A 24,486-nucleotide genomic window follows, 5' to 3' on the forward strand; every position below is an offset into this window, starting at 1 on the left:
TCTTTACGTTGAGAAACAGGTATGCGCCACGGTTATTTACTGAGCACACTTTTTCTGGTAGCCGCAACGGCACATGCGGGTGTTATTATTAACGGCACTCGCCTGGTTTATCAGGGAGAAAAAAAGGAATCTTCTCTTGGTATTTCAAATCCAGATAGCATGGATTATCTGGTACAGTCCTGGGTAGATTCTGGCAGTAATAATCGGACTAAAGCCCCCTTTTTAATTACCCCGCCTTTATTCCGCCTCGATGCCAATGAGGATAATGTTCTGCGTGTCGTTCGCACCGGTGGAGATCTACCGAAAGACCGCGAGTCCCTGTACTGGTTGAATATTAAAGCGATCCCATCGTCAAAGCGAATTGAAGGGGTTAACACCCTGCAAATCGCCATTAATACACGCATTAAGCTGCTATATCGCCCGTCAAGCATTAAAGGTAAGCCTGAAGACGTCGCCAATAAACTGGAATGGCGTCGCGAAGGTCACGATGTGGTGGTAAAAAACCCGACCCCATTCTATATGAATTTTCAGAAGGTGACGCTGACCGGCCACAGAGTGAATAAAGCGACGTGGGCGGTCCCTGAGGCCGAAACGCATTTTGCCCTCCCGGCGGAGGCTGACGGAACAGCGTTAACCTATTCCATCATCACGGATTACGGCAGCATTAGCCAGACGTTCACTAAGACCCTGCATTAATAACGTTGTCCTCTGGCGCCATATTTATTATGTATAGTCATCAAAAGCCGTTTTCCTGCCGCTTATTTGCCGCGCTGGTCCTGCTATGTGGACTGGCGGCGGCAGTTTTTGCGCAGCAAACCAGAGCGGATGATTATTTTAATCCGGCGTTACTGGATATTGATAATCCGCAGCAGGGAAAGACGGATTTGTCGATTTATGAAAAAGGTCCCGGCCAGGCGCCTGGCAACTATCAGGTGACAATTTTTATTAATAACAGCAAAGTCGATACCCGTAACGTCACCTTCAATTTACAGACTCACGCGAAAGGAACGCGTACCCTCCAGCCTTGCTTTTCGCTGGATGATCTCAAGACGCTGGGGATTAAGACAGACGCCTATCCTCAGCTTATGACAGAGAGCAAATGCGCGGACTTAAGCGTTATCCCTGCCGCATCGGCCACCTTCCGCGTACGCAATCAGCAGTTGTTACTCAGCATCCCCCAGTCAGCGTTGGGACAGGTGCCGCGCGGCTATATCGATCCGAAAGACTTTGACGAAGGGATCACGGCCGGTCTGATTAACTACAGCGCTAACGCCAGCCACAGCCATGCGCGGCAACAAAACAGCCAGGACAATAGCAGCCAATACATCAACCTCCGCCCAGGGCTGAATATCGGCGCGTGGCGGGTGCGTAATTATTCCACCTGGAACCGTAATGCCACGGGCGACGATCGTCAGGAGAAATTCTCCTCCGTCTATACCTACGCGCAGCGTGATATTGTCGCCCTGAAAAGCACTTTGACAGTCGGTCAAAGCTCCTCGCCAGCAGACGTCTTTGACAGCGTGCCGTATACCGGCGCGCAGATAAACGCTGAAAACGAGATGCTGCCCGACAGCGAAAAAGGCTATGCGCCGATTATTCGCGGCACCGCCCACAGCAATGCGCGGGTCGTCGTTCGACAGAATGGCTACGTCATTTACCAAAACACCGTTGCGCCTGGCGCGTTTGAGATTAACGATCTCTACCCTACCGGCAGCAGCGGCGACCTTCAGGTCACGGTCCAGGAGACGGACGGCAGTGAAAACCACTTCGTCGTGCCTTATGCCTCCGTACCGGTTCTGCAGCGTGAAAAGCACCTGCGTTACAGCGTTACCGCGGGTCGCTATCGTTCCTATGACAGTCACGTTGAGAAAACGCCGTTCGCCCAGGGCAGCGCTATTTACGGTTTACCCTACGGCGTTACCGCCTATGGCGGGGTGCAGCACAGCAGCCACTATCAGTCGCAGGCCATCGGCGCCGGGAAAAATTTCGGTGATTTAGGGGCGTTTTCCGTCGATGTTACCCGTGCGAAAGCACTGCTCAAAAAACAGCAAGCCCATAAAGGCCGATCCTGGCGCGTGCGTTACAGCAAAAATTTTGTCGGTTCCGGCACCAACTTCTCACTGGCGGGCTATCGCTACAACAGCAAAGGGTTCTATACCCTCGAAGACACCCTGGAATCCTATACCCAGGCTGACGACGTCTCCGCTCCCCGGCAGCGTCGCGCCCGCACCGAGGCCACCCTTGACCAGACGCTGGGTGAGCGCTGGGGTTCGCTTACGCTCAGTCTGGTGAAAGAAACGTACTGGAGTCAACGCCAGGACATGACGTCAATGAGCGTCAGCTACAACAACAGCTGGCACGGCGTAAGCTATAGCCTGAGCTACAGCATGAACAAGAACACCCGCGACAGCGACGACAAAAGCGCCGACCAGAACGATAACCAGTTCGCACTAAGCGTTTCCATACCTCTCGATCGCTGGATGCACAACACATGGGCGACGTACAACCTGAACAACACCCGGACAGGCGCCACGCAAAATATCGGCCTTAACGGCACCGCACTGCAGGAGGACAATCTTAACTGGAGCCTGCAGGAAGGGCTGAGCAATACCGGTAGCGGCAGTTCAACCAGTATGAATATGGATTACAAAGCGACTTATGGTGAAGTAAGCGGCGGCGTCAGTCAGGATAAATACCAGCGTACGGTGAATGTGGGACTGCAAGGAGGCATCGTTGCTCATGCCAATGGGATCACATTGAGTCAACCGCTTGGCGAAACCATTGCTCTGGTGAAAGCGCCAGGTGCATATGGCACGCATATTACCAACCAGACAGGGGTAGAAACGGATTTTCGCGGCTACACCGTCGTTCCGTTTGTCACGGCCTACCGTCATAACACCATTTCACTGGATACCGAAACATTGCCGGATGATGCCGACGTGACCCATGCGGCGCAAATTGTCACACCGACCCGCGGCGCCGTGGTTCGCGCCAGTTTTAACACCCGCACAGGCAACAGAGTGTTAATGACGCTTACGCAAAACGGCAAACCGCTCCCCTTTGGCGCAACGGTTACGACAGGGGATAAGGACAGCGAATTTATTGTCGGCGCTGACGGACAAACCTATCTTTCCGGTCTGCCTCAACATGGACGTCTCGCCGTTTCCTGGGGGGACGATACCAGCGAGCACTGCGTCGCTGACTACGCGCTTACGGATGAGAAAAACGAAACCCGCATCATTAACGCTGCCGCGCAGTGTCACTGACCATTAAGGCAATACATATGCATATGATTAAGCATTGTTTTTACCTGGCGATCCTTACCGCTGCCGGGTTGTTTATGCCGCACGCCAAAGCGTCCTGCCACACGCCGGACATGCCAAAACTGATTAACGTGCCTTCGATTTCGGTACCGGTTACGCTCGCCATTGGCGAAACCATTCCCGGCTCAGAACAGACTGTACATGTCGCGGGTAACTGCGATGAGCGTTACGACAGCGGACTGGAAATTATCTCCTGTTATTATGGTTCCGGCGCTGAAATCCCCGGAATGAACGGCGTGTACGATTCCGGCGTGCCCGGTATCGGCGTGGCGCTGATGAATGACAAAGGCCAACGCATCAGCGGTGCTGGCGGGCAACAGTGCGACTCACGCGCCACGCCGATTGCCTATGTCTCTTCTGATGGCTACCAGTCATTTAATTTCGACGTGACGCTTCAACTGGTTAAAACGAGTAATCAAGTCGCATCCGGTACGCTGGTACAGGCGCAAACAACATTTGGCATCGGTATTTATGCTCATGAAGGGATCGGCGATCCCAATACCCTTTCGTATGCCGGTAATGTCATTCTGAAAGAGGTCACCTGCTCGGTGTTGCCGAAAAATCTCACCGTTAATCTCGGTGATTTTCCGGTCAGCGATTTCGTGAGTGTCGGAACATTGTCCACCCCCGCTCAAAGCTTTGACGTGACGGTACACTGCGACAGCACTGTTCAGCCGCAGGTGAAGATAACCAGCGCAAACGGCTATGAATCGGCGTTCGAAGGCGTTCTGAAACTGACGCAGCAGAAAGGAATGGCCACCGGGATTGGCGTCAGGATGCTCTTTGACGGCCATCTGGCCACCTTTGACAGCTATGTTGAAACTGCAAGTCAGGCGATCGCCAACGAAACATTGACCATACCTTTCCAGGTGCGCTACCAGCAGACCCGCGAGGTCGTCACTCCCGGCCCTGCCAATACCGTGGCGACCATTACCCTCGCCTATAAGTGACCACGATGAAAAAGAGCGCATTGATTCTTGCCCTGGGTGTGATCGCGCAAGCTAACGCGGATGATATTCAGATTCAGATGAACGGTAATATCTTCGCAAATACCTGCATCGTTGACAGCGCCAGCCGCAATCTGACGGTGGATTTAGGCCAGGCGGTTTCCGGTAGCTTTAAAGACATTGGCGACACCGGTGAATGGAAAGACTTTTCCCTGACGGTGACGCATTGCCCGGAATCGCTCACCCTTGCTACAGCTTTTTTTTATGGAAAGCCTGACAGCTCGCACCCGACAAAATTCGCCAATATCGGTAGCGCCAAAGGACTGGCGCTGGAACTCGCGGACCGCCAGGACCATATGCTTATCGCCCCCCAGGCCGCGTTCAGCGCGGTGATCAACCCCAGCGACCGCACGGCCACCTTTCCGCTGGCGGCGCGTTATTACGCTACCGCCATGCCCGTCACCGCCGGCACGTTCAGCAGCGTTGTGCAGGTGACCTTCACTTACCAGTAGGACTGCGCCCCTTAGCACGGATGCTTTTTCTTCGCCCGGCAGCCACTTTTGCCGGGCGTTTTTTTACTTCCGGCACCTCCGGGCGTTCAATGGGGAAAACAGGCAGCGCGTCCAGTAGCCGCTTGCCGTAATTTTTGGTCAACAGCCGCTTGTCATAAATCACCACTTCGCCCCAGCAGCCGTGGCTACGGATCAGACGACCGACCTGCTGGATGAGGTTAAACGATGCCGCAGGCAAACTCTGCACCTCAAACGGATAACGATTCAGGCTTTTTAGCCATTCGCCTTCGGTAATGACCACCGGGCTGTCAATGGGCGGAAAGGCGATCTTATGGATATGCACCTGACTGAGTAATTCGCCTTTCAGGTCCAGCCCTTCGGCAAAGGATTGCAGCCCGACCAGCACGCTGCGCTCGCCGCCTTCCACCCGCTTGCGATGCAGTTCCACCAGCCGATAGCGTGGCTGATCGCCCTGCACTAACAGCAGTAACCGCAGGTCGGTAACGTACTCAAGAAAGCGTTGCATCGCCCTGCCGCTGGCGAACAGCACCAGCATGCCGAGGTGCTTTTTGCTTTCGACCTGCTGACGAAAATAGGCAGCCATTTCGGCAATGTGCTGCTCTTCGTTATCAATGAGCGGCTCATAGCGCATCTGCGGGATAACAATTTTTCCTTGCTCAACGTGGTTAAACGGCGAGTCGAGCGCGACAAAGCGGTCTCCCGCTTTTTCCTTCAGACCGCTCATCTCCTGAAGCCGCGAAAAGCTGTTCAGCGAGCGCAGCGTGGCGGAGGTGACGATAATATGCGGCACGCTGCGCCAGAGCAGCCGTTCAAGCTGGTCGCTTACCCGGATGCCAACGCAGTGGAACCAGACGTGGATCTGCCCGTCGCGCACCTCCCGCGTCGTCCATTTGGTGACCGGCGCGCCGGAAGACTGCGCCAGCGAAGCCAACCGCCATAGCTTGCTTTGCGCTTCGAACATCCCCAGGGCCCGGTTCATCTGCAGAATCACCCGGTGCAGGCGAACCACATCGTGACTGCCGGTTTTCTCGCTGAGATCGTTTATGAAAAGTTCAGCCAGCCCGCGCAGCGTTTCGGTCAGCTTCGCCAGCCGCTGACAAATCTCCATTACCTCGTCCGGCAACTCGCCCATCGCGAAGCGATGTTCTGCCTCCTGAGCGGCGGGCATATACAGATTGAGAATGTTATTCAACGAGGCGATAAGTTCGTACAGCTCTTCACAGTGGGCGTTCAGGCGCTCGGGATTTGCCAGCGGCGGCGTGGTCTTGGGACGAAACTGCTCCATGCAGGTCGCCACCAGTTTGGTGAACAAATCCAACTGAAGCCGATACCAGGGGGCGGTGATTTCTGCGCTCATCTCCAGCGCGTCACGGGCGACGTCCGGCAGGTGATGGCCTTCATCCAGCACCAGCAGCAGGTTTTTCGGGTCCGGCAGCACGGCCTCGCTTTCCATCGCCGCCATCACCAGCGCATGGTTAGCCACTACCACTTCCGCTTCCTGAATTTCACGGCGAGCGACAAAGAACGGACATTCACGGTAATAATGGCAGTTGCGGTTCAGACAACTGGCTTTGTCGGTACTCAGGCGTCGCCAGAGATCGTCATCAATGGCGATATCCGTATGATCGCGCAGGCCGTCCCAGCGGTAGCCGTCAAGGGAGGCTTTCAGCTTCGCGCAGCGCTTTTGTTCTTCCTGATTGTTTGGCGTCAGTTCGTCCTCAAGAAACGCCAGTAAATCCTGCTGACTGGGTTCGGAACTGGCGAGCGCCGCCAGGTTGCGGGGGCACACATAGCGTCCGCGCCCAAACGCGGCGGTAAAGCGGAGATCGGGAATGATTTTGCGCAGCAGCGGCAGATCTTTACTGTAGATCTGATCCTGTAACGCCACGTTGGCGGTACTGACCACCAGCGTCTTTTGCTCTTCGCGGGCGATGGCGATACCGGGAATGAGATACGAGAGGGTTTTCCCCACCCCGGTTGGCGCTTCAATCGCCAGATGCCGCCCTTCTTCGCCACTCAGCGTTTTTGCCACGTCAGCAATCATCTGTCGCTGCGGCGCGCGGGGGATAAAGTCGGGGATCTGTTCCTGAAGCGCCTTATACCAGGCGGCGATTTGCGCTTTTAGCGCGGCGGTTAATGCCATGAGAAAACCTGAAACACTGTATAAACAGCCACTATTGTGGCACATTTCAGGTTCAGTCAGTACCTTTTTTACCGGTTCTGGAAAGCCGCTCGCAACACGAGTTCAAAGCGCGGGGGTTGGACTGCCGGACAGCGCGGTGAATTGCGCTTATCCGGCTTACGACATTACTGTGCCGGGGTAATCCGACGCGGGCGGCGCGGCGGTCGCGGCTTATCACCCGCCGGTTTGCCTTCGCCGCTGCGCGGTTTGGCTTTCGGCGCGCCGCCGTCCTGACGACGCGGCTGTTGCCCACGGCCCGCTCCCTGACCTTGTCCCTGACGGCCACGACCGCCACCGCCGCCACGCTGCTGGCGCCCGTTCTGGATGGGCTCCGCTTTGATTGACGGGTCCGGCTCATAACCCGGCGTGGTGATGCGCGGGATCTCTTTCTTCAGCAGTTTTTCAATATCGCGCAGCAGCTTATGTTCATCGACACACACCAGCGACAGCGCCTCGCCGGTGGCGGCGGCACGCCCGGTACGCCCGATACGGTGGACATAATCTTCCGGCACGTTCGGCAGTTCATAGTTCACCACGTGCGGCAGTTCTTCAATATCCAGTCCACGCGCCGCGATGTCGGTCGCCACCAGCACGCGAATATCGCCGGATTTGAAATCAGCCAGCGCGCGGGTACGTGCGCCCTGGCTCTTGTTGCCGTGGATCGCCGCGCTGCGAATGCCGTCTTTATTCAGTTGCTCCGCCAGATGGTTAGCGCCGTGCTTGGTGCGGGTGAATACCAGCACCTGCTGCCAGTTCCCCTGGCCGATCATCTGGGAAAGCAGTTCGCGTTTGCGTTTTTTGTCGACGAAATGAACGTGCTGCGTCACCTGCTCAGAGGCGGTGTTGCGACGCGCCACTTCGATCTCCAGCGGGTTATGCAGCAGCTTTTCGGCAAGCGCCTTAATGTCGTCAGAAAAGGTCGCAGAGAACAGCAGGTTCTGGCGCTTCGCCGGCAGCTTCGCCAGCACGCGACGGATATCGTGAATAAAGCCCATATCCAGCATGCGGTCAGCTTCGTCGAGCACCAGGATTTCAATTTGATCCAGCTTCACTGCATTCTGGTGTTCGAGATCCAGCAAACGGCCCGGCGTCGCCACCAGCACATCCACACCGCCGCGCAGCTTCATCATCTGCGGGTTAATGCTCACGCCGCCGAAGACCACCAGCGAACGAATGTTCAGATACTTACTGTAATCACGGACGTTCTCGCCAATCTGCGCCGCCAGTTCGCGGGTGGGCGTCAGGATCAGCGCCCGTACCGGACGACGGCCCTTGGCATGGGGCTGTTGGGTAATAAGGTGCTGCAACAACGGCAGCGTGAAGCCAGCGGTTTTACCGGTGCCGGTCTGCGCGCTCGCCATCAGGTCACGGCCTTCCAGCACCGCAGGGATCGCCTGCTGCTGAATAGGGGTAGGTTCACGGTAACCCTGCTCGGCAATGGCGCGCAGAATTTCAGGGTTCAAACCCAGGGAATCAAAAGACATAACTACTCCGGACCGCCCCGACCGTTCCCGGTGTCGTTTTCAGGGAGATACTTACAATTTGGAAATGACAAAAACCACAATGTCATGAAGAGGCGGAGTGTAGCAGTTTTTGTGACAGAGCGCATAAATATCCCATCGCTCAGGTTTATACGGTCACGCGGCGGCGCGGAAGTTTTTATCAAACCGGTTTCTGAGTGAATTAATCGACACGGAAACCTTAACCAGAAAGTGAAAAGTACCGCCGCAGAACGCGGCGGCGAAAGCCTTTAACGCAGGCGATGTTTAATTTTATCAACCATCATCGCCGTTGAAATACCGTAACGGTCATGCAGGGTTGGCAACGCCCCGGCCAGCAGAAATTCATCCGGCAGACCAATGGTATCGAGTTCGCAACGCACGCCTTTACGCATCAGCAGCGCGGCGACCGCTTCACCCAGCCCGCCAATGCAGGTGTGGTTTTCCGCCGTGATCACCAGCCGGCCTGGCTTTGACGCCTGCTCAACCAGGGTTTTCTCATCCAGCGGCTTGATGGTCGGGACGTGCAGCACTGCGGCGCTGATATTATCGGCGCGCAGTTTTTCCGCGGTTTCCAGCGCGCGCATGGTCATCAGACCGGAGGAGATAATCAGCACATCGTTGCCATCCTCCAGCAGCTTCGCTTTCCCCAACTCAAACTTGTAGTCATATTTATCCAACACCAGCGGCACTTTGCCGCGCAGCAAGCGCATATAAACCGGGCCGTTATGGTCGGCCATCGCCGGGACCGCCTGCTCAATTTCCAGCGCATCGCACGGATCGATGATGGTCATGCCAGGGATGCCGCGCATGATCGCCAGATCTTCCGTCGCCTGATGGCTGGGACCGTAGCCAGTGGTCAGTCCCGGCAGCGCCGCGCAGATCTTCACATTAAGATGCTCTTCCGCGATGACCTGATGGATAAAGTCATAGGCGCGGCGAGTGGCGAACACCGCGTAGGTGGTGGCGAACGGGATAAAGCCCTCTTTCGCCATACCGCCTGCGGCGCCCATCAGCAATTGCTCCGCCATCCCCATCTGGAAAAAGCGTTCCGGATGGGCCTGAGCGAAAATATGCAGATCGGTGTACTTCGACAGGTCAGCCGTCATGCCGACGATCTCTGGCCGCTCCGCCGCCAGCTTTGCCAGAGCGACGCCAAACGGCGCGGCAACGGTAGCCTGACCTTCATCCGCGATGGAGGCGATCATCGCCGAGGTTTTTAAACGGGGTTTAGGGGTTGTCTGGCTCATTACAGCACTCCTTCCGGTTTGTTGGCATCGAGCACGGCAATGGCTTTCTGCCATTCGTCAGCATCAACGCGAATAAAATGGTTTTTATCGCGCGTTTCGAGGAACGGAACGCCTTTGCCCATCAGCGTGTCGCAGATAATGACCCGTGGCTGTTCGCCGCGATGGCTCTTCGCGTTATCAAACGCCTCGACGACTGCGGCGACATCGTTACCGTCCACCCGCTGTACGTACCAGCCGAAAGCCGCCCATTTTTCATGTAACGGTTCGAAGCCGAGAATTTTGCGTGAGTCTCCGTCGGCCTGCTGCTTGTTAACATCCACGATATTGATAAGGTTGGTCAGCCCGTAGTGCGCCGCAGACATCGCGGCTTCCCAGGTGGAACCTTCATCCAGTTCGCCATCCGACATGGAGTTATACACCCATGAATCGCTCTGCTTTTGCTTCAGCCCCAGCGCCATGCCTACCGCAATAGACAGTCCCTGCCCCAGCGATCCGCCGGACATCTCCATCCCCGGCGTATACGTCGCCATGCCGGACATCGGCAGACGGCTGTCATCTGAACCGTAGGTTTCCAGCTCCGGCTCAGGAATGATCCCCGCCTCCAGCAGCGCCGCATAGTAGGCAATGGCATAGTGACCATGGGAAAGCAGGAAGCGATCGCGCCCTTCCCATTCCGGTTCCTCCGCACGATACGTCATCGCATGGCTAAACGCAGTCGCCAGCACATCGGCGTAGCCCAGCGCCTGACCGATATACCCCTGCCCCTGAACTTCGCCCATGCGCAGGGCGTAGCGCCGAATGCGCCAGGCCGCCGCCGCGACTTTCTGAACTTCTGTCATCTTCATCAGAGTGCCCTCGCTTAATGGATTAACATGCCGCCGTTAACGTCCAGGGTAATACCGGTGGAATAGGAGGAGAGATCGCTGCCGAGGAACAGCGCGGCGCGCGCAATATCGACGGCGTCGCCAAGTCGGTTCATCGGAATGCCTGCCAGAATGTTGGCGGTCATTTCATCGGTCAGCTTCCCGGCGGTGATGTCCGTCTGGATCAGCCCCGGGGTGATGCAGTTTACGCGCACATTGTCCGGCCCCAGTTCGCGCGCCATCGCCCGCGCCAGTCCTAATACCCCGGCTTTCGCCGCGCTATAGTGTGGGCCGCCGAAAATACCGCCGCCGCGCTGGGCGGAAACGGAGGAGATGCAGACAATGCTGCCGGATTTCTGCGCGCGCATTAGCGGAATGACCGCCTGCGACATCAGCAGCGTGCCGCGCAGGCTGACATCTAACACTGCGTCATAATTTTCGCGTTTGATATCCATTAATTTAATAGGCTGTGTAATACCGGCATTATTAACCAGCACATCAACCCGGCCATATTTCGCCACAATTTGTTCCATTGCAGCACTGACCTGCGCTTCGTCCGCCACGTTCGCCGCAAGGCCAAGATGATCGTCGCCTAACGATTTCGCCGCCGCTTCACTGGCCTCTTTATTTAAATCAATAATTACAACCTTTGCGCCATTTTCCGCAAATAACTTCGCTGTCGCGAAACCTAAACCGCGAACGGAAGCCGCGCCAGTCACAATGGCGACTTTATTTGTTAATAACATAAATTTACTCCATGACATTACGTCATATTAATTGATAAGAGAAAGATTTATTATTGTGGTTCATCAAGAAACAGAATCACCACTAAACCAATCGCTGCGCAAATACCAAAATAGGTGAAGACAGAATTAAAGCTGCCGGTATTATCAAGTAAAAAGCCGGCTACCATAGGGGAAACAAACCCACCGAGATTACCGCCGCTATTAATAATAGAGGAGGCAATGGGATACGTTTTAGCATCAGAAACCGCCATACCATAAGCGGTAAACGCGGGCCAGCCAATATTCAGACACAGGCCGACAAAAAATAATCCTACGCACACTGCCGCGGTGCTTGCCGGAATATTTAGCATGATAAGCATCATTATAACGGTTGAAACGGCGGTAAAAATCATTGTCGGTTTGCGTCGACGCCCGAGTAGTTTATCAGAGATATACCCGCCGCCAATCGCGCCGACAAATCCTCCAATGCAAGGCATACTGGCAACCAGCCCCATACTCATAAAGTCGAAGCCTTTTTCTTTCACCAGATAAAGCGGAATCCAGGTCAACAGGCCATACAGCACGCTGACCATCATAAAATAAGCCAGACAATCGCCGAGAATATTCTTCGACGTAAATAATCCTTTCGCCGTATCTATGGGTGCCATTTTTCTCACCCGGATGAATTTATCCAGCCACGTAAATTTATCCGCAACGATAATATTTTCACGCGTTTGATTATTTTCGCCCTGGCTGGCGTTAATTTCTGCCAGTTCACTCTCTGAAACAAAACGGCTTTCCGAAGGTTTGGTTTTCACCAGCAGATACCAGGCGATGGCTGCCACAATGCCCGGAATGGCGAAAGAATAGAATACCCAGCGCCAGCCCCAGGTTACCGCTATCCAGACCGCCAGCGGTGGAACGATAATCGGGGCAAACATCGTCGCGGCAATATACACGCCCGTCGCTGTGGCTTTTTCTTTGGGCGGAAACCAGCTATTGATGGTCGACGCCAGCCCAACCGGACACGGCCCTTCGCTCAACCCCAGACCCAGGCGCACCAGTTTTAAGCCCAGGACCGAGCTGACGGTGCCCATCAACCAGGTAAATGCGGAAAAACCAAAGATAGATAATGAAACCAACCCGCGCGTGCCACGCTTCGCAATGAAAAAACCGGCTGGAATCTGACTTACCGCATATCCCAAAAAGAACATACTGGCGATCGCACCGGCCTCGAAGTTGTTGATATGAAACTCATCGATGATAAACGGCAGTACGGCGCCGATATTCGTACGATCGGCATAATTAATGGCATACACCAGGAAAATCATCGTTAAAACGACAAAACGATACTTTGTTTTCCTGGTGTCGGTACAGACAACCGTATCTATACGTGACATAGGGTATCCTCTTTATTGTTTTATCTTTTTTCGTGCCCGTCGCCGCAGCACCTTTATTCAGACCTTCAAGGGCAATATAACAACGTGATCAAAAATCGGCATTTAGATAACCTCAATTTAGGTTGAGAAAAATTTGATTCGTGACTGCATTCAAATTAAAGCGATCCTGGAAAGCCAATTTTCCAAATCATAAAATGCGATCGGCCTCACAATTCATTACCTTAACCCCCTGATAACGTAGAAAAATTATGCTGAATATTTGCCTAATTGCACGCCAGCTGTTTATCTGTTTCTTCTCATTGCTTTCATCGGGAATAGAATTATGAGCGCCCCCGTCCCCAATAAAACGCTGCCGGTTCCATCTTTACGTAACATTCAGGCTTTTATCGAAGTCGCCGATACTGGCAGTCTGAATATTGCCGCTGAAAACCTTAACATTACGGCTTCTGCCGTGAGCCATCAGATTGCGAGCCTGGAAAATTATTTAGGTAAAAAATTATTCTCCCGCAGCAGTAAAGGCGTAAAACTGACTACCATCGGCGAGCGCTACCTCAAAGAGGTCTCCGGCGCCTTAAATATTATTGGCCAGGCGACTAACCAGGTGATTCATGACATCCATCAAGACTATTTGCGCATTCATTCGGCCCCCAGCTTTGGCTTACTCTGGCTGATGCCCAGGCTGGATCGCTTTCGCCAGGCGTGGCCCGAACTGAAAATCAGCCTGACCTGCTCCTATGAAAGCATTCAGTTTTCTCGCGACAATATTGACATCGATATTCGTCACGGCCTTTCACAGTGGCCGACACTGGTGGTGAAAACCATCCGTAATGAAAGCGTGTTGCCCTACTCCTCACAGACCTGGCTGGAACATCACCCGGTGAAATCCCCTGAAGATCTGCTGTCGTGCGATCTCATCCATTCCGACAGCACCCTGATTAACTGGAACAACTGGTTCTCCTGGCACAAAGTGCGCGGCTTCAACAAAAATTTTATTTTCAACTTTGATCGCTCCTATATGAGCATCGAAGCGGCAAGAATGGGATTGGGTGTTATCCTTGAAAGTAACCTGCTGGCGGGAGAAAGCCTGCGTAAACAGCATTTGCAGCCGGTATTCGCAGAGGATGTCAGCATGTCGGTGAATGCCCATCATCTGGTTATGCCGCATACCAGCGAACAAAAAGCAAAAGTAAAAGCGTTTATCGCCTGGATATCCGAGGAGCTCAACGCCGCCGGGTTCCAGATTTAAGCGCGGACTGGACAGAATACAAACAGCAGACTATTTTTAATCAATCGATTGATTAAGAATCAGGTCGCGCGATGACTACCCCCACGATGACAAGCAAAGGCGAACAGGCGAAAAGCCAACTGATCGCCGCCGCGCTGGCGCAGTTCGGCGAGTATGGCCTGCATGCCACGACTCGCGACATAGCCGCCCTGGCCGGACAGAACATTGCCGCTATCCCCTACTACTTTGGTTCGAAAGAGAATTTATACCTCGCCTGCGCCAAGTGGATTGCCGACTTCATTGGAGAACAGTTTCGCCCACACGCCGAAGAGGCGGAGCAACTGTTTAGCCAGCCGGAGCCGGACCGCGCGGCGATGCGCGAACTGATCCTTCGCGCCTGTAAGAACATGATTATGCTGCTGACCCAGGAAGACACCGTGAATCTGAGCAAGTTTATCTCGCGCGAGCAGCTTTCCCCTACGGCGGCCTATCAACTGGTCCACAAGCAGGTAATCGACCCGCTGCACAGCCATCTGACGCGTCTTATTGCCGCCTACACCGGCTGCGATGCCCACGACACGCGCACCATTTTGCATACCCATGCTCTGCTGGGCGAAGTGCTGGCGTTCCGCCTTGGCAAAGAAACCATTCTGTTACGCGCCGGCTGGTCACAATTTGATGATGAAAAAACGGCGCTGATCGAACAGACGGTGACCTGTCATATCGATCTCATTCTGCAAGGTCTATCGCAAAGGAGTCTGGACTGATGAAAAAACCTGTTGTTATCGGGCTGGCTATCGCGGTGCTGGTCGCCGTATTGGCGGGCGGCGCCTGGTGGTATCAGAGTCGGCAGGATAACGGTCTGACGCTCTACGGCAACGTCGATATCCGCACTGTGAATATGAGCTTTCGCGTCGGCGGTCGGCTTGCCTCGCTGACCGTGGACGAAGGCGACACGATTAAAGCCGGACAGGTGCTGGGCGAACTGGATCACGCGCCGTATGAAAACGCGCTAATGCAGGCGAAAGCCGGTGTGTCCGTCGCCCAGGCCCAGTATGACCTGATGCTGGCAGGCTATCGCGACGAAGAGATCGCCCAGGCCGCCGCCTCGGTAAGGCAGGCGCAGGCGGCGTATGACTATGCGCAAAACTTCTATAACCGTCAGCAGGGACTCTGGAAAAGTCGCACCATCTCCGCCAACGACCTTGAAAATGCCCGTTCGTCCCGCGATCAGGCGCTGGCGACGCTGAAATCCGCACAGGATAAGCTGAGCCAGTACCGCTCCGGTAACCGCGAGCAGGATATCGCCCAGGCGAAGGCCAGTCTTGAACAGGCCCAGGCCCAACTGGCGCAGGCGGAGCTCGATCTTCAGGACACCACTCTGCTGGCGCCGTCGAACGGTACGCTGCTGACCCGCGCGGTAGAGCCCGGCAGCATGCTCAACGCAGGCAGCACGGTCTTGACCCTGTCGCTCACCCGCCCGGTGTGGGTTCGCGCCTATGTCGATGAGCGAAACCTAAGCCAGGCGCAGCCGGGACGCGACATCCTGCTGTATACCGATGGCCGTCCGGATAAGCCGTATCACGGCAAAATCGGCTTTGTCTCCCCGACCGCAGAGTTTACGCCAAAGACCGTTGAAACGCCGGATCTGCGTACCGACCTGGTGTATCGCCTGCGCATTGTCGTGACCGATGCCGACGACGCGCTGCGTCAGGGAATGCCGGTCACGTTGCGGTTCAGCGATGAGGCAGGACATGAATGACGCCGTCATTACGCTCACGGGACTGACAAAGCGTTTCGCGGGCATGGATAAGCCCGCGGTCGCACCGCTCGACTGCACCATTCACGCCGGTTACGTCACCGGACTGGTGGGGCCAGACGGTGCGGGTAAAACGACCCTGATGCGTATGCTGGCGGGCCTGTTGAAGCCCGATGACGGCGCGGCGACGGTGATCGGCTTTGATCCGATCAAAAACGACAGCGCGCTGCACGCGGTGCTCGGCTATATGCCGCAAAAATTCGGGCTGTATGAGGATCTCACCGTCATGGAGAACCTGAATCTGTACGCCGACCTGCGTAGCGTCACCGGTGAGGTGCGGGAAAAAACCTTTGCCCGTCTGCTGGAATTCACCTCTCTCGGTCCGTTTACCGGACGCCTGGCCGGAAAACTCTCTGGCGGTATGAAGCAGAAATTGGGGCTGGCCTGTACGTTGGTGGGCGAACCAAAAGTGCTGTTGCTGGACGAACCCGGCGTCGGTGTGGATCCCATTTCCCGCCGCGAGCTATGGCAAATGGTGCACGAGCTGGCGGGTGACGGGATGCTGATCCTCTGGAGCACCTCCTATCTCGACGAAGCCGAGCAATGCCGCGACGTACTGCTGATGAACGAAGGCGAGCTGCTGTACCAGGGCGATCCGACGCAGCTGACCAAAACCATGGCCGGGCGCAGTTTCCTGATGCATAGCCCGCAGGAGAACAACCGCAAACTGCTTCAGCGGGCGTTAAAGCTGCCGCAGGTGAGCGACGGCATGATCCAGGGCAAGTCGGTGCGTCTGATCGTCAAAAAAGAGACGTCGGCAGAAGACATTCGTCGTGCCGAAGGCATGCCGGACATTGCGATCAACGAAACCGCGCCGCGCTTTGAAGATGCGTTTATCGATCTGCTGGGCGGCGCCGCCACGTCAGAGTCGCCGCTGGGCGCGATTCTGCACACCGTGGAAGGCACGCCCGGCGAAACCGTGATTGAAGCAAAAGCGTTGACGAAAAAATTTGGCGATTTCGCCGCCACCGACCACGTTAACTTCGCCGTACAGCGTGGAGAGATCTTCGGCCTGCTGGGGCCAAACGGCGCAGGCAAATCCACCACCTTTAAAATGATGTGCGGCCTGCTGGTGCCGACCTCGGGTAAAGCGCTGGTACTGGATATGGACCTGAAGGTCAGCTCCGGCAAGGCGCGCCAGCATCTCGGCTATATGGCGCAAAAATTTTCGCTCTACGGCAACCTGACGGTCGAACAAAATCTGCGCTTTTTCTCCGGCGTGTATGGCCTGCGCGGACGAGCGCAGAACGAAAAAATCGCCCGCATGAGCGAAGCGTTTGGCCTGAAAAGCATTGCCGCCCAGGCAACCGACGCGCTGCCGCTGGGCTTCAAACAGCGACTGGCGCTGGCCTGTTCGCTGATGCATGAGCCGGACATCCTCTTTCTTGACGAGCCGACCTCCGGCGTCGACCCGATCACCCGCCGCGAGTTCTGGTTGCACATCAACAGCATGGTGGAAAAAGGGGTGACGGTGATGGTTACCACTCACTTTATGGACGAGGCGGAATACTGCGACCGTATCGGACTGGTGTATCGGGGCAAGCTGATCGCCAGCGGTACGCCGGATGACTTGAAAGCGCAGGCCGCCGATGACGACACGGCGGACCCGACCATGGAGCAGGCCTTCATCACCCTGATCAACGAATGGGATAAGGAGCACGGACATGCGTAATCCGCTTCTCTCCTGGCGCCGCGTTCGCGCTCTGTGCGTGAAAGAGACGCGGCAGATCGTCCGCGATCCCAGCAGTTGGCTGATTGCGGTGGTGATCCCCCTGCTGCTGCTGTTCATTTTCGGCTACGGAATTAACCTCGATTCCAGCAAGCTGCGCGTCGGCATTTTGCTGGAACAGCAGAGTGAAGAGGCGCTGGACTTTACTCATGCGATGACCGGCTCGCCGTACATTGACGCCACCATCAGCGATAACCGTCAGGCGCTGATCGAAAAAATGCAGGCCGGGCGGATCCGCGGTCTGGTGGTTATTCCGGTGGATTTCGCCGAAAAGATGGCGCGCGCCGACGATACCGCGCCCATTCAGGTGATCACCGACGGCAGCGAACCCAACACCGCCAACTTTGTGCAGGGCTACGTGGAAGGCATCTGGCAGATCTGGCAAATGCAGCGCGCCGAAGACCGGGGAGAAGAATTTGAACCATTAATTGACGTACAGACGCGCTACTGGTTTAACCCGGCGGCCATCAGCCAACACTTTATCATTCCCGGCGCGGTGACCATTATCATGACGGTGATTGGCGCGATCCTCACCTCACTGGTTGTGGCGCGTGAATGGGAGCGTGGCACCATGGAGGCGCTCCTCTCGACGGAAGTCACGCGCGTTGAGCTGCTGCTGTGCAAACTCATCCCTTACTACTTTCTCGGTATGCTGGCCATGCTGCTTTGTATGCTGGTGTCGGTGTTTATTCTTGGCGTACCCTACCGCGGCTCGTTGCTGCTGCTGTTCTTCATCACCAGTCTGTTTTTACTGAGCACGCTGGGGATGGGACTGCTCATTTCCACCATCACCCGTAACCAGTTCAACGCCGCCCAGGTGGCGCTGAATGCCGCATTCTTGCCGTCGATTATGCTGTCCGGGTTTATTTTCCAGATCGACAGCATGCCAGCGGTGATCCGCGCAGTGACGTATATCATTCCGGCGCGTTATTTTGTCAGTACCCTGCAAAGCCTGTTTCTGGCGGGAAATATCCCGGTGGTGCTGGTAGTTAACGTGCTGTTTTTGATCGCTTCGGCGGTGATGTTCATTGGCCTGACGTGGATGAAAACCAAACGTCGGCTGGATTGATTGTTCGCCTGATGGCGCTGTGCTTATCAGACCTACGGGCATACAGGCCGGAACCGGCATTTACGCCGCCTCCGGCGCGAGGAAAATGAGATGTTTCATCGCTTATGGACGCTGATCCGCAAAGAGTTGCAGTCTTTACTGCGCGAACCGCAGACTCGCGCGATTTTAATTCTGCCGGTGCTGATACAGGTGATCCTGTTTCCCTTTGCCGCGACGCTGGAGGTCACGAACGCCACTATTGCCGTGTATAACGAGGATAACGGTAAACACGCCGTGGAGTTGACCCAGCGTTTCGCCCGCGCCAAAGCCTTCACTCACGTGCTGTTGCTGAACAGCCCGCAGGAGATTCAGCCCACCATCGACACGCAGAAAGCGCTGCTGCTGGTCCGCTTTCCGGCGGATTTTTCCCGCAATCTGGACACCTTCCAGCCCGCGCCGATGCAGTTGATTCTCGATGGGCGTAACTCCAACAGCGCGCAGATCGCCGCCAATTATCTCCAGCAAATCGTAAAGGTTTACCAGCAGGAACTGATGGAAGGCAAACCGAAGCCGAACAACAGCGAGCTGGTGGTCCGCAACTGGTATAACCCGAACCTCGACTACAAATGGTTTGTGGTGCCGTCGCTGATTGCCATGATCACGACGATCGGCGTCATGATCGTCACCTCGCTCTCGGTGGCGCGCGAGCGCGAACAGGGCACGCTCGACCAATTGCTGGTCTCGCCGCTCACCACCTGGCAAATCTTTATCGGTAAAGCGGTGCCTGCGCTGATAGTCGCCACGTTCCAGGCGACTATCGTGCTGGCCATCGGGATCTGGGCGTACCAAATCCCCTTTGCCGGATCGCTGGCGCTGTTTTACTTCACGATGGTGATTTACGGACTGTCACTGGTCGGGTTTGGGCTGCTGATCTCCTCGCTCTGCTCAACGCAGCAGCAGGCGTTTATCGGCGTGTTTGTCTTTATGATGCCTGCGATTTTGCTGTCGGGTTACGTCTCGCCGGTCGAAAATATGCCGGTATGGTTGCAGAACCTGACGTGGATTAACCCGATTCGTCACTTTACCGATATCACCAAGCAGATCTATCTGAAGGACGCGAGTTTATCGATTGTCTGGGGGAGTTTGTGGCCGCTACTGGTGATCGCGGCCACGACGGGATCAGCGGCGTATGCGATGTTTAGACGCAAGGTCATGTAGCTTTTTGTCTTTCGCCAGCAGCGATACCACGGCGGGCCCGGCAAGGATAGCGACGCCCGCTAATGCCAGCAGGACATTATTTTGCAGCACACGGGACAACAGCCACAGCACAATCAGCGCCGCGCCGAAATACCAGGTGGTGGTGAGTTCTTCCAGCACGTCGGCCACTTCCCGCCAACGCTGTTCATGATGGCGTTGCAGTGCCAGCATCAGCAATACGGTGATGCCGTACACGACACATAATCCAAGGCCGACGCGAACCAGCGTGCCGCTCATCCAGCCCATTACCAGCATCGCCACTACCAGTAAATGCAACATTATCTGCCAGCAACTTAACCCCGTTGCGACACGAACACGTTGTTGCCACTTCATGGCTTTTCTCCTGAAGGATTTCCGTCTAATGATTCAGAGTACCGAACTTTACGGAAAATTCCGTAACAACGCACCTTTTTGTGACGACGACTACACTATTTACTCGGGATAGTGACGTTGACAGGAGAATCATGACTCAACACACCGGTAATTTTTCATTCAAAGTGCTCACCATTAATACGCACAAAGGGTTCACCGCCTTTAACAAGCGCTTTATTTTGCCGGAGCTGCGCGACGCTGTGCGCACAGTCGGCGCCGACATTGTGTGCCTGCAGGAAGTGCTGGGCGCCCATGAAGTGCATCCGCTGCACGTTGAGAACTGGCCGGACACTACCCATTACGAATTTCTCGCCGATACCATGTGGAGCGACTACGCCTATGGACGCAACGCGGTATACCCGGAAGGTCATCATGGCAACGCGGTGCTGTCGCGCTATCCGATTGAACACTATGAAAACCGCGATGTGTCGGTCGCGGGCAGCGAAAAGCGCGGCGTGCTGTACTGCCGCATAGTGCCGCCGCAGCTTAACCATCCGATCCATGTGATGTGCGTCCATCTGGGCTTACGGGAAGCGCATCGTCAGGCGCAACTCAAAATGCTGGCCGACTGGGTCAACGCCCTGCCCGACGGCGAACCCGTGGTGGTGGCTGGCGATTTCAACGACTGGCGGCAAAAAGCCAACCATCCGCTGAAAAAAGCGGCCGGGCTGGAGGAGATCTTCACCCGCGCCCACGGTCGTCCAGCGCGCACCTTTCCGGTCAGCCTGCCGCTATTACGACTCGATCGTATTTACGTAAAAAATGCCAATACCAGTGCGCCAACGGCGTTGCCGCTGCGCAACTGGCGTCATCTTTCCGATCATGCTCCCCTGAGCGCGGAGGTCCATTTATGAAGTGTGGCTGGCGTGAAGGTAACCAGATTCAGTTGCTGGAAAACGGCGATCAGTTTTACCCCGCCGTGTATAAAGCCATTGCCGAAGCAGAGCAAAGGATCATTCTGGAATCCTTCATCTGGTTTGAGGACAACGTTGGGAAACAGCTGCATGCGGCGCTGCTCAAAGCGGCCAAACGTGGCGTGAAGGCGGAAGTGCTGCTCGACGGCTACGGCTCGCCGGATCTCAGCGATGAATTTGTGGGTGAACTGACCGCCGCAGGCGTGGTGTTCCGCTACTACGATCCCCGCCCGCGGGTCTTTGGGATGCGCACCAACGTCTTTCGCCGCATGCACCGCAAAATTGTGGTGATCGACGCCAGGGTGGCATTTGTCGGCGGCATTAACTATTCCGATGAGCATATGTCCGACTATGGTCCCGAGGCCAAGCAGGATTACGCGGTACGCGTCGAAGGTCCGATTGTGGCCGATATTTTACAGTTCGAGGTGGAAAATCTTCCGGGGCAGAGCGCGGTACGCCGCTGGTGGAAGCGTCATCACCAGGCGGTAGAGAACCACCAGCCCGGCGAGGCGCAAGCGCTGTTTGTCTGGCGCGATAACGAAGAACATCGCGATGACATCGAACGCCACTACCTGAAAATGCTGACCCAGGCGCGGCGGGAGGTGATTATCGCCAACGCCTATTTCTTCCCCGGGTATCGGCTGCTCCATGCGATGCGCAATGCGGCGCGTCGCGGCGTACGCGTTAAGCTCATCGTACAGGGCGAACCGGATATGCCGATTGTGAAAGTCGGCGCGCGCCTGCTTTACAACTATCTGGTAAAGGGCGGCGTTCAGGTGTACGAATACCGCCGCAAACCGCTGCATGGCAAGGTGGCGTTAATGGACGACCATTGGGCGACGGTCGGCTCCAGTAATCTCGATCCGCTCAGCCTGTCGCTGAATCTGGAAGCGAACCTGATCATACATGACCGTCAGTTTAACCAGACTCTGCGCGATAACCTTAATGCGATCATCGAGAAAGACTGTAAACAGGTGGATGAGTCGATGGTGCCCAAACGCACCTGGTGGAACCTGACCAAGAGCGTGCTGGCGTTCCACTTTTTACGTCATTTCCCGGCGCTGGTGGGCTGGCTGCCTGCGCATACTCCACATCTGGCGCAGGTTGAACCGCCAGCCCAGCCCGAGATGGAGACGCAGGATCGCGTTGAAGCACAAGATACAGGAGCGAAACCCTAATGGCGAAATCTCATCCGCGCTGGCGGCTGGCGAAAAAGATCCTTACCTGGCTGTTTTTTATTGCAGTAATTGTCCTGCTGGTTATCTATGCCAAAAAGGTCAACTGGGAGGATGTCTGGACGGTTATCCGCGACTACAACCGCGTGGCGCTGCTCAGCGCTGTCGGGCTGGTGATCATCAGCTATTTATTGTACGGCTGCTACGATCTGTTGGGGCGCGCTTACTGCGGGCATAAGCTGGCGAAGCGCCAGGTCATGCTGGTGTCGTTTATCTGCTACGCCTTTAACCTGACGCTAAGCACATGGGTCGGCGGCATCGGGATGCGCTATCGACTCTATTCGCGCCTCGGTCTGCCAGGCAGCACCATCACCCGCATTTTCTCATTGAGTATTACCACCAACTGGCTTGGCTACATTCTGCTGGGCGGGATTATCTTTACCTTCGGCGTGGTGCAGTTGCCCGCCCATTGGTATATCGACGAAGGCACGCTGCGCATTCTCGGCGTGGCGCTACTGCTTGTCATCGCCGTGTATATGTGGTTCTGCGCCTTTGCTAAGCGCCGTCATGTCACCATCAAAGGGCAAAAACTGGTGCTGCCGTCGTGGAAATTTGCGCTGGTGCAAATGGCCATTTCGAGCGCCAACTGGATGGTGATGGGACTGATTATCTGGCTACTGATGGGCCAGGATGTGAACTACTTCTTTGTGCTGGGCGTGCTGTTGGTGAGCAGTATCGCCGGGGTGATAGTCCATATTCCTGCGGGGATCGGCGTGCTGGAAGCGGTGTTCATTGCGCTACTCGCCGGTGAGCATACTTCGCAAGGGACAATCATCGCCGCCCTGCTCGCTTACCGCGTACTGTATTATTTCATACCGCTGCTGCTGGCATTGATTTGTTATCTGGTGCTGGAAAGCCGGGCGAAAAAGCTGCGGGCGAAAAACGAAAAGGCGATGGCGAAGTAGTCTTCTGATGTGCCGAACCTGATGGCGGAACCGCCATCAGGTTCGGTGAGATTACCGGCGGTTGCCGAAGATACGTAACAACATCAGGAACAGGTTGATAAAGTCCAGATACAGCGTCAGCGCCCCGAGAATCGAGTACTTGCGCAGGTTTGAACTGTCGCGCACATCAATCTGCTCGCCAATATTTTTCAGCTTCTGGGTGTCATAGGCGGTCAGGCCGACAAACACCACCACACCAATATAGGTCACTGCCCACATCAGCGCTTCGCTCTTCAGCCAGAAGTTCACCAGCGACGCCAGGATAATGCCTATCAGCGCCATAAACAGCATATTGCCCCAGCCGCTCAGGTCTCGTTTGGTGGTGTAACCCCACAGGCTCATCACGCCGAACATCCCGCCGGTCACCACAAAGGTGCTGGCGATGGACGAATAGGTATAGACGATAAAAATGCTCGACAGCGTCAACCCGGTGAGCGCCGAATAGAGCATAAACAGCGTGGTCGCCATGCCCGCGCTGAGCTTATGCACCATCGCCGAAAGCGCAATAACCAGCGCTAATTGAGCGATAATCAGGCCAAAAAAGGTGATTTTGCTGGAAAAGACGAACATCATGACCGCAGGGGTATTCGCCGCATACCACGCAATAAACGCGGTCAGCAGCAGTCCGACGGTCATCCAGCCGTACACTTGCGCCATATACGTTTGCAGACCGGAACGCGCCTGCACGATTGAATCGGATCGTGGAAATCTGTCCATGAAAATCTCCTGTTAAAAAAGTGACACCTGTATAAGCGTATCACATTCTGCTACCAGCGCTTTGCCGCCTGCTGGTCGCTGTCGCGGGCTTCCACCCAGCGCTCGCCCTCCGGCGTCGCTTCACGTTTCCAGAATGGCGCGCGGGTTTTCAGGTAGTCCATAATAAATTCGCCCGCCTCAAAGGCGCTACCGCGATGCGCGCTGGTGACGCCGACAAACACGATCTCATCGCCCGGCCACAGTTCGCCGATGCGATGGATCACGGTAACGCGCCCCAGAGGCCAGCGCGCGCGCGCCTCTGCCACAATCTCGCCCAGCGCTTTTTCGGTCATGCCGGGATAGTGCTCCAGCGTCAGCGCCTTCACGCTGTCGCCGAGGTTGTGATTGCGGACTTTGCCGGTGAAGGTCACAACCGCGCCGTCTTCGTCACGTTCCGCCAGCCACGGGTATTCGTCGCCGACACGAAACGGCGCCGGATCGACCACGATTTTTGTTTCCGCCATC

22 protein-coding genes are annotated in these 24,486 nt (G+C 55.6%); 13 read left to right on the forward strand and 9 right to left on the reverse strand.

Annotated elements, in window-relative coordinates; translation table 11 throughout:
* Positions 1-21: 21 nt before the first annotated feature.
* The 4 genes from CSE01S_RS04870 to CSE01S_RS04885 are packed head-to-tail and all read left to right on the forward strand — an operon-like array spanning position 22 to position 4,782.
* Positions 22-696 carry a fimbrial biogenesis chaperone gene (locus tag CSE01S_RS04870; RefSeq protein WP_042285072.1) on the forward strand — a complete coding sequence of 225 codons (675 nt, stop codon included), beginning with the start codon at positions 22-24 and terminating at the stop codon, positions 694-696.
* A gap of 29 nt (positions 697-725) precedes the next feature.
* Complete coding sequence (locus tag CSE01S_RS04875) at positions 726-3,266, forward strand: fimbria/pilus outer membrane usher protein (RefSeq protein WP_084588978.1); 2,541 nt, start codon at positions 726-728, stop codon at positions 3,264-3,266.
* Positions 3,267-3,283: 17 nt separating this feature from the next.
* Positions 3,284-4,273, forward strand: coding sequence for a fimbrial protein (locus CSE01S_RS04880; RefSeq protein WP_042285074.1), 990 nt, complete (start codon positions 3,284-3,286; stop codon positions 4,271-4,273).
* Between the two features lie 5 nt (positions 4,274-4,278).
* Entirely contained in the window at positions 4,279-4,782 is a 504-nt protein-coding gene (locus CSE01S_RS04885; RefSeq protein ID WP_042285076.1) for a fimbrial protein, read from the forward strand.
* Here the strand turns inward: CSE01S_RS04885 and dinG are convergent.
* The 6 genes from dinG to CSE01S_RS04915 form a co-directional block, all read right to left on the reverse strand.
* Positions 4,769-6,946, reverse strand: coding sequence for an ATP-dependent DNA helicase DinG (gene dinG, locus CSE01S_RS04890; protein ID WP_042285078.1), 2,178 nt, complete (start codon positions 6,944-6,946; stop codon positions 4,769-4,771). The two genes, CSE01S_RS04885 and dinG, sit on opposite strands and share 14 nt — an antisense overlap.
* A 164-nt stretch (positions 6,947-7,110) precedes the next feature.
* Positions 7,111-8,469 carry an ATP-dependent RNA helicase RhlE gene (gene rhlE, locus CSE01S_RS04895; protein ID WP_042285081.1) on the reverse strand — a complete coding sequence of 453 codons (1,359 nt, stop codon included), beginning with the start codon at positions 8,467-8,469 and terminating at the stop codon, positions 7,111-7,113.
* A gap of 266 nt (positions 8,470-8,735) precedes the next feature.
* Positions 8,736-9,734, reverse strand: coding sequence for a transketolase family protein (locus tag CSE01S_RS04900; RefSeq protein ID WP_042285083.1), 999 nt, complete (start codon positions 9,732-9,734; stop codon positions 8,736-8,738).
* Positions 9,734-10,579: a transketolase gene (locus CSE01S_RS04905; protein WP_042285086.1), complete on the reverse strand. Its 846-nt coding sequence runs from the start codon at positions 10,577-10,579 to the stop codon at positions 9,734-9,736. Before CSE01S_RS04905 ends, CSE01S_RS04900 begins: the two co-directional genes overlap by 1 nt.
* A gap of 14 nt (positions 10,580-10,593) precedes the next feature.
* Positions 10,594-11,343 carry an SDR family NAD(P)-dependent oxidoreductase gene (locus CSE01S_RS04910; RefSeq protein WP_042285088.1) on the reverse strand — a complete coding sequence of 250 codons (750 nt, stop codon included), beginning with the start codon at positions 11,341-11,343 and terminating at the stop codon, positions 10,594-10,596.
* Between the two features lie 50 nt (positions 11,344-11,393).
* Positions 11,394-12,722, reverse strand: coding sequence for an MFS transporter (locus tag CSE01S_RS04915; RefSeq protein WP_042285090.1), 1,329 nt, complete (start codon positions 12,720-12,722; stop codon positions 11,394-11,396).
* Between the two features lie 322 nt (positions 12,723-13,044).
* Between CSE01S_RS04915 and CSE01S_RS04920 the strand changes: the two genes are divergently transcribed.
* The 6 genes from CSE01S_RS04920 (at position 13,045) to CSE01S_RS04945 (ending at position 19,761) form a co-directional block, all read left to right on the forward strand.
* Positions 13,045-13,968, forward strand: a complete 924-nt coding sequence (locus CSE01S_RS04920) for a LysR substrate-binding domain-containing protein (protein WP_042285092.1) — start codon at positions 13,045-13,047, stop codon at positions 13,966-13,968.
* 71 nt (positions 13,969-14,039) lie between these two features.
* Entirely contained in the window at positions 14,040-14,714 is a 675-nt protein-coding gene (gene cecR, locus CSE01S_RS04925; RefSeq protein ID WP_042285096.1) for a transcriptional regulator CecR, read from the forward strand.
* Entirely contained in the window at positions 14,714-15,709 is a 996-nt protein-coding gene (gene hlyD / locus CSE01S_RS04930) for a secretion protein HlyD (protein WP_042285099.1), read from the forward strand. Before cecR ends, hlyD begins: the two co-directional genes overlap by 1 nt.
* Complete coding sequence (locus CSE01S_RS04935) at positions 15,702-17,438, forward strand: ATP-binding cassette domain-containing protein (protein WP_042285102.1); 1,737 nt, start codon at positions 15,702-15,704, stop codon at positions 17,436-17,438. Before hlyD ends, CSE01S_RS04935 begins: the two co-directional genes overlap by 8 nt.
* On the forward strand, positions 17,431-18,564 hold the full coding sequence (locus CSE01S_RS04940) for an ABC transporter permease (protein WP_042285106.1): 1,134 nt from the start codon (positions 17,431-17,433) through the stop codon (positions 18,562-18,564). The genes CSE01S_RS04935 and CSE01S_RS04940 overlap by 8 nt, the downstream gene beginning before the upstream one ends.
* Before the next feature lie 90 nt (positions 18,565-18,654).
* Positions 18,655-19,761 carry an ABC transporter permease gene (locus CSE01S_RS04945; protein WP_042285108.1) on the forward strand — a complete coding sequence of 369 codons (1,107 nt, stop codon included), beginning with the start codon at positions 18,655-18,657 and terminating at the stop codon, positions 19,759-19,761.
* On the opposite strand, the gene CSE01S_RS04950 is transcribed toward CSE01S_RS04945, so the two are convergent.
* Positions 19,723-20,133 (reverse strand): YbhQ family protein, encoded by a 411-nt coding sequence (locus CSE01S_RS04950; protein ID WP_042285112.1) that lies wholly within the window; start codon positions 20,131-20,133, stop codon positions 19,723-19,725. The two genes, CSE01S_RS04945 and CSE01S_RS04950, sit on opposite strands and share 39 nt — an antisense overlap.
* Before the next feature lie 131 nt (positions 20,134-20,264).
* Between CSE01S_RS04950 and CSE01S_RS04955 the strand changes: the two genes are divergently transcribed.
* From CSE01S_RS04955 to CSE01S_RS04965, 3 genes are read left to right on the forward strand one after another with little or no spacing between them, the layout of a single operon-like run.
* Complete coding sequence (locus tag CSE01S_RS04955) at positions 20,265-21,026, forward strand: endonuclease/exonuclease/phosphatase family protein (RefSeq protein ID WP_042285115.1); 762 nt, start codon at positions 20,265-20,267, stop codon at positions 21,024-21,026.
* Entirely contained in the window at positions 21,023-22,264 is a 1,242-nt protein-coding gene (gene clsB / locus CSE01S_RS04960; protein ID WP_042285117.1) for a cardiolipin synthase ClsB, read from the forward strand. The genes CSE01S_RS04955 and clsB overlap by 4 nt, the downstream gene beginning before the upstream one ends.
* Entirely contained in the window at positions 22,264-23,226 is a 963-nt protein-coding gene (locus CSE01S_RS04965; protein ID WP_042285120.1) for a lysylphosphatidylglycerol synthase domain-containing protein, read from the forward strand. Before clsB ends, CSE01S_RS04965 begins: the two co-directional genes overlap by 1 nt.
* A 51-nt stretch (positions 23,227-23,277) precedes the next feature.
* On the opposite strand, the gene CSE01S_RS04970 is transcribed toward CSE01S_RS04965, so the two are convergent.
* Positions 23,278-23,982, reverse strand: coding sequence for a Bax inhibitor-1/YccA family protein (locus CSE01S_RS04970; protein ID WP_042285122.1), 705 nt, complete (start codon positions 23,980-23,982; stop codon positions 23,278-23,280).
* Positions 23,983-24,032: 50 nt separating this feature from the next.
* Entirely contained in the window at positions 24,033-24,485 is a 453-nt protein-coding gene (gene moaE / locus CSE01S_RS04975) for a molybdopterin synthase catalytic subunit MoaE (RefSeq protein ID WP_042285125.1), read from the reverse strand.
* Between the last annotated feature and the right edge of the window lies 1 nt (position 24,486).

It is taken from the genome of Citrobacter sedlakii NBRC 105722, from assembly GCF_000759835.1.
Classification (GTDB): Bacteria; Pseudomonadota; Gammaproteobacteria; order Enterobacterales; family Enterobacteriaceae; genus Citrobacter_A; species Citrobacter_A sedlakii.

What these genes read in the sequence shown, in the direction of transcription:
- dinG (WP_042285078.1), bottom strand. Translation starts at nt 6,946, where the DNA reads ATGGCATTAACCGCCGCGCTAAAAGCGCAAATCGCCGCCTGGTATAAG.
- CSE01S_RS04915 (WP_042285090.1), bottom strand. Translation starts at nt 12,722, where the DNA reads ATGTCACGTATAGATACGGTTGTCTGTACCGACACCAGGAAAACAAAG.
- CSE01S_RS04910 (WP_042285088.1), bottom strand. Translation starts at nt 11,343, where the DNA reads ATGTTATTAACAAATAAAGTCGCCATTGTGACTGGCGCGGCTTCCGTT.
- CSE01S_RS04945 (WP_042285108.1), top strand. Translation starts at nt 18,655, where the DNA reads ATGTTTCATCGCTTATGGACGCTGATCCGCAAAGAGTTGCAGTCTTTA.
- CSE01S_RS04965 (WP_042285120.1), top strand. Translation starts at nt 22,264, where the DNA reads ATGGCGAAATCTCATCCGCGCTGGCGGCTGGCGAAAAAGATCCTTACC.
- rhlE (WP_042285081.1), bottom strand. Translation starts at nt 8,469, where the DNA reads ATGTCTTTTGATTCCCTGGGTTTGAACCCTGAAATTCTGCGCGCCATT.
- clsB (WP_042285117.1), top strand. Translation starts at nt 21,023, where the DNA reads ATGAAGTGTGGCTGGCGTGAAGGTAACCAGATTCAGTTGCTGGAAAAC.
- cecR (WP_042285096.1), top strand. Translation starts at nt 14,040, where the DNA reads ATGACTACCCCCACGATGACAAGCAAAGGCGAACAGGCGAAAAGCCAA.
- CSE01S_RS04880 (WP_042285074.1), top strand. Translation starts at nt 3,284, where the DNA reads ATGCATATGATTAAGCATTGTTTTTACCTGGCGATCCTTACCGCTGCC.
- CSE01S_RS04955 (WP_042285115.1), top strand. Translation starts at nt 20,265, where the DNA reads ATGACTCAACACACCGGTAATTTTTCATTCAAAGTGCTCACCATTAAT.
- CSE01S_RS04920 (WP_042285092.1), top strand. Translation starts at nt 13,045, where the DNA reads ATGAGCGCCCCCGTCCCCAATAAAACGCTGCCGGTTCCATCTTTACGT.
- moaE (WP_042285125.1), bottom strand. Translation starts at nt 24,485, where the DNA reads ATGGCGGAAACAAAAATCGTGGTCGATCCGGCGCCGTTTCGTGTCGGC.
- hlyD (WP_042285099.1), top strand. Translation starts at nt 14,714, where the DNA reads ATGAAAAAACCTGTTGTTATCGGGCTGGCTATCGCGGTGCTGGTCGCC.
- CSE01S_RS04885 (WP_042285076.1), top strand. Translation starts at nt 4,279, where the DNA reads ATGAAAAAGAGCGCATTGATTCTTGCCCTGGGTGTGATCGCGCAAGCT.
- CSE01S_RS04900 (WP_042285083.1), bottom strand. Translation starts at nt 9,734, where the DNA reads ATGAGCCAGACAACCCCTAAACCCCGTTTAAAAACCTCGGCGATGATC.
- CSE01S_RS04940 (WP_042285106.1), top strand. Translation starts at nt 17,431, where the DNA reads ATGCGTAATCCGCTTCTCTCCTGGCGCCGCGTTCGCGCTCTGTGCGTG.
- CSE01S_RS04870 (WP_042285072.1), top strand. Translation starts at nt 22, where the DNA reads ATGCGCCACGGTTATTTACTGAGCACACTTTTTCTGGTAGCCGCAACG.
- CSE01S_RS04935 (WP_042285102.1), top strand. Translation starts at nt 15,702, where the DNA reads ATGAATGACGCCGTCATTACGCTCACGGGACTGACAAAGCGTTTCGCG.
- CSE01S_RS04875 (WP_084588978.1), top strand. Translation starts at nt 726, where the DNA reads ATGTATAGTCATCAAAAGCCGTTTTCCTGCCGCTTATTTGCCGCGCTG.
- CSE01S_RS04970 (WP_042285122.1), bottom strand. Translation starts at nt 23,982, where the DNA reads ATGGACAGATTTCCACGATCCGATTCAATCGTGCAGGCGCGTTCCGGT.
- CSE01S_RS04950 (WP_042285112.1), bottom strand. Translation starts at nt 20,133, where the DNA reads ATGAAGTGGCAACAACGTGTTCGTGTCGCAACGGGGTTAAGTTGCTGG.
- CSE01S_RS04905 (WP_042285086.1), bottom strand. Translation starts at nt 10,579, where the DNA reads ATGAAGATGACAGAAGTTCAGAAAGTCGCGGCGGCGGCCTGGCGCATT.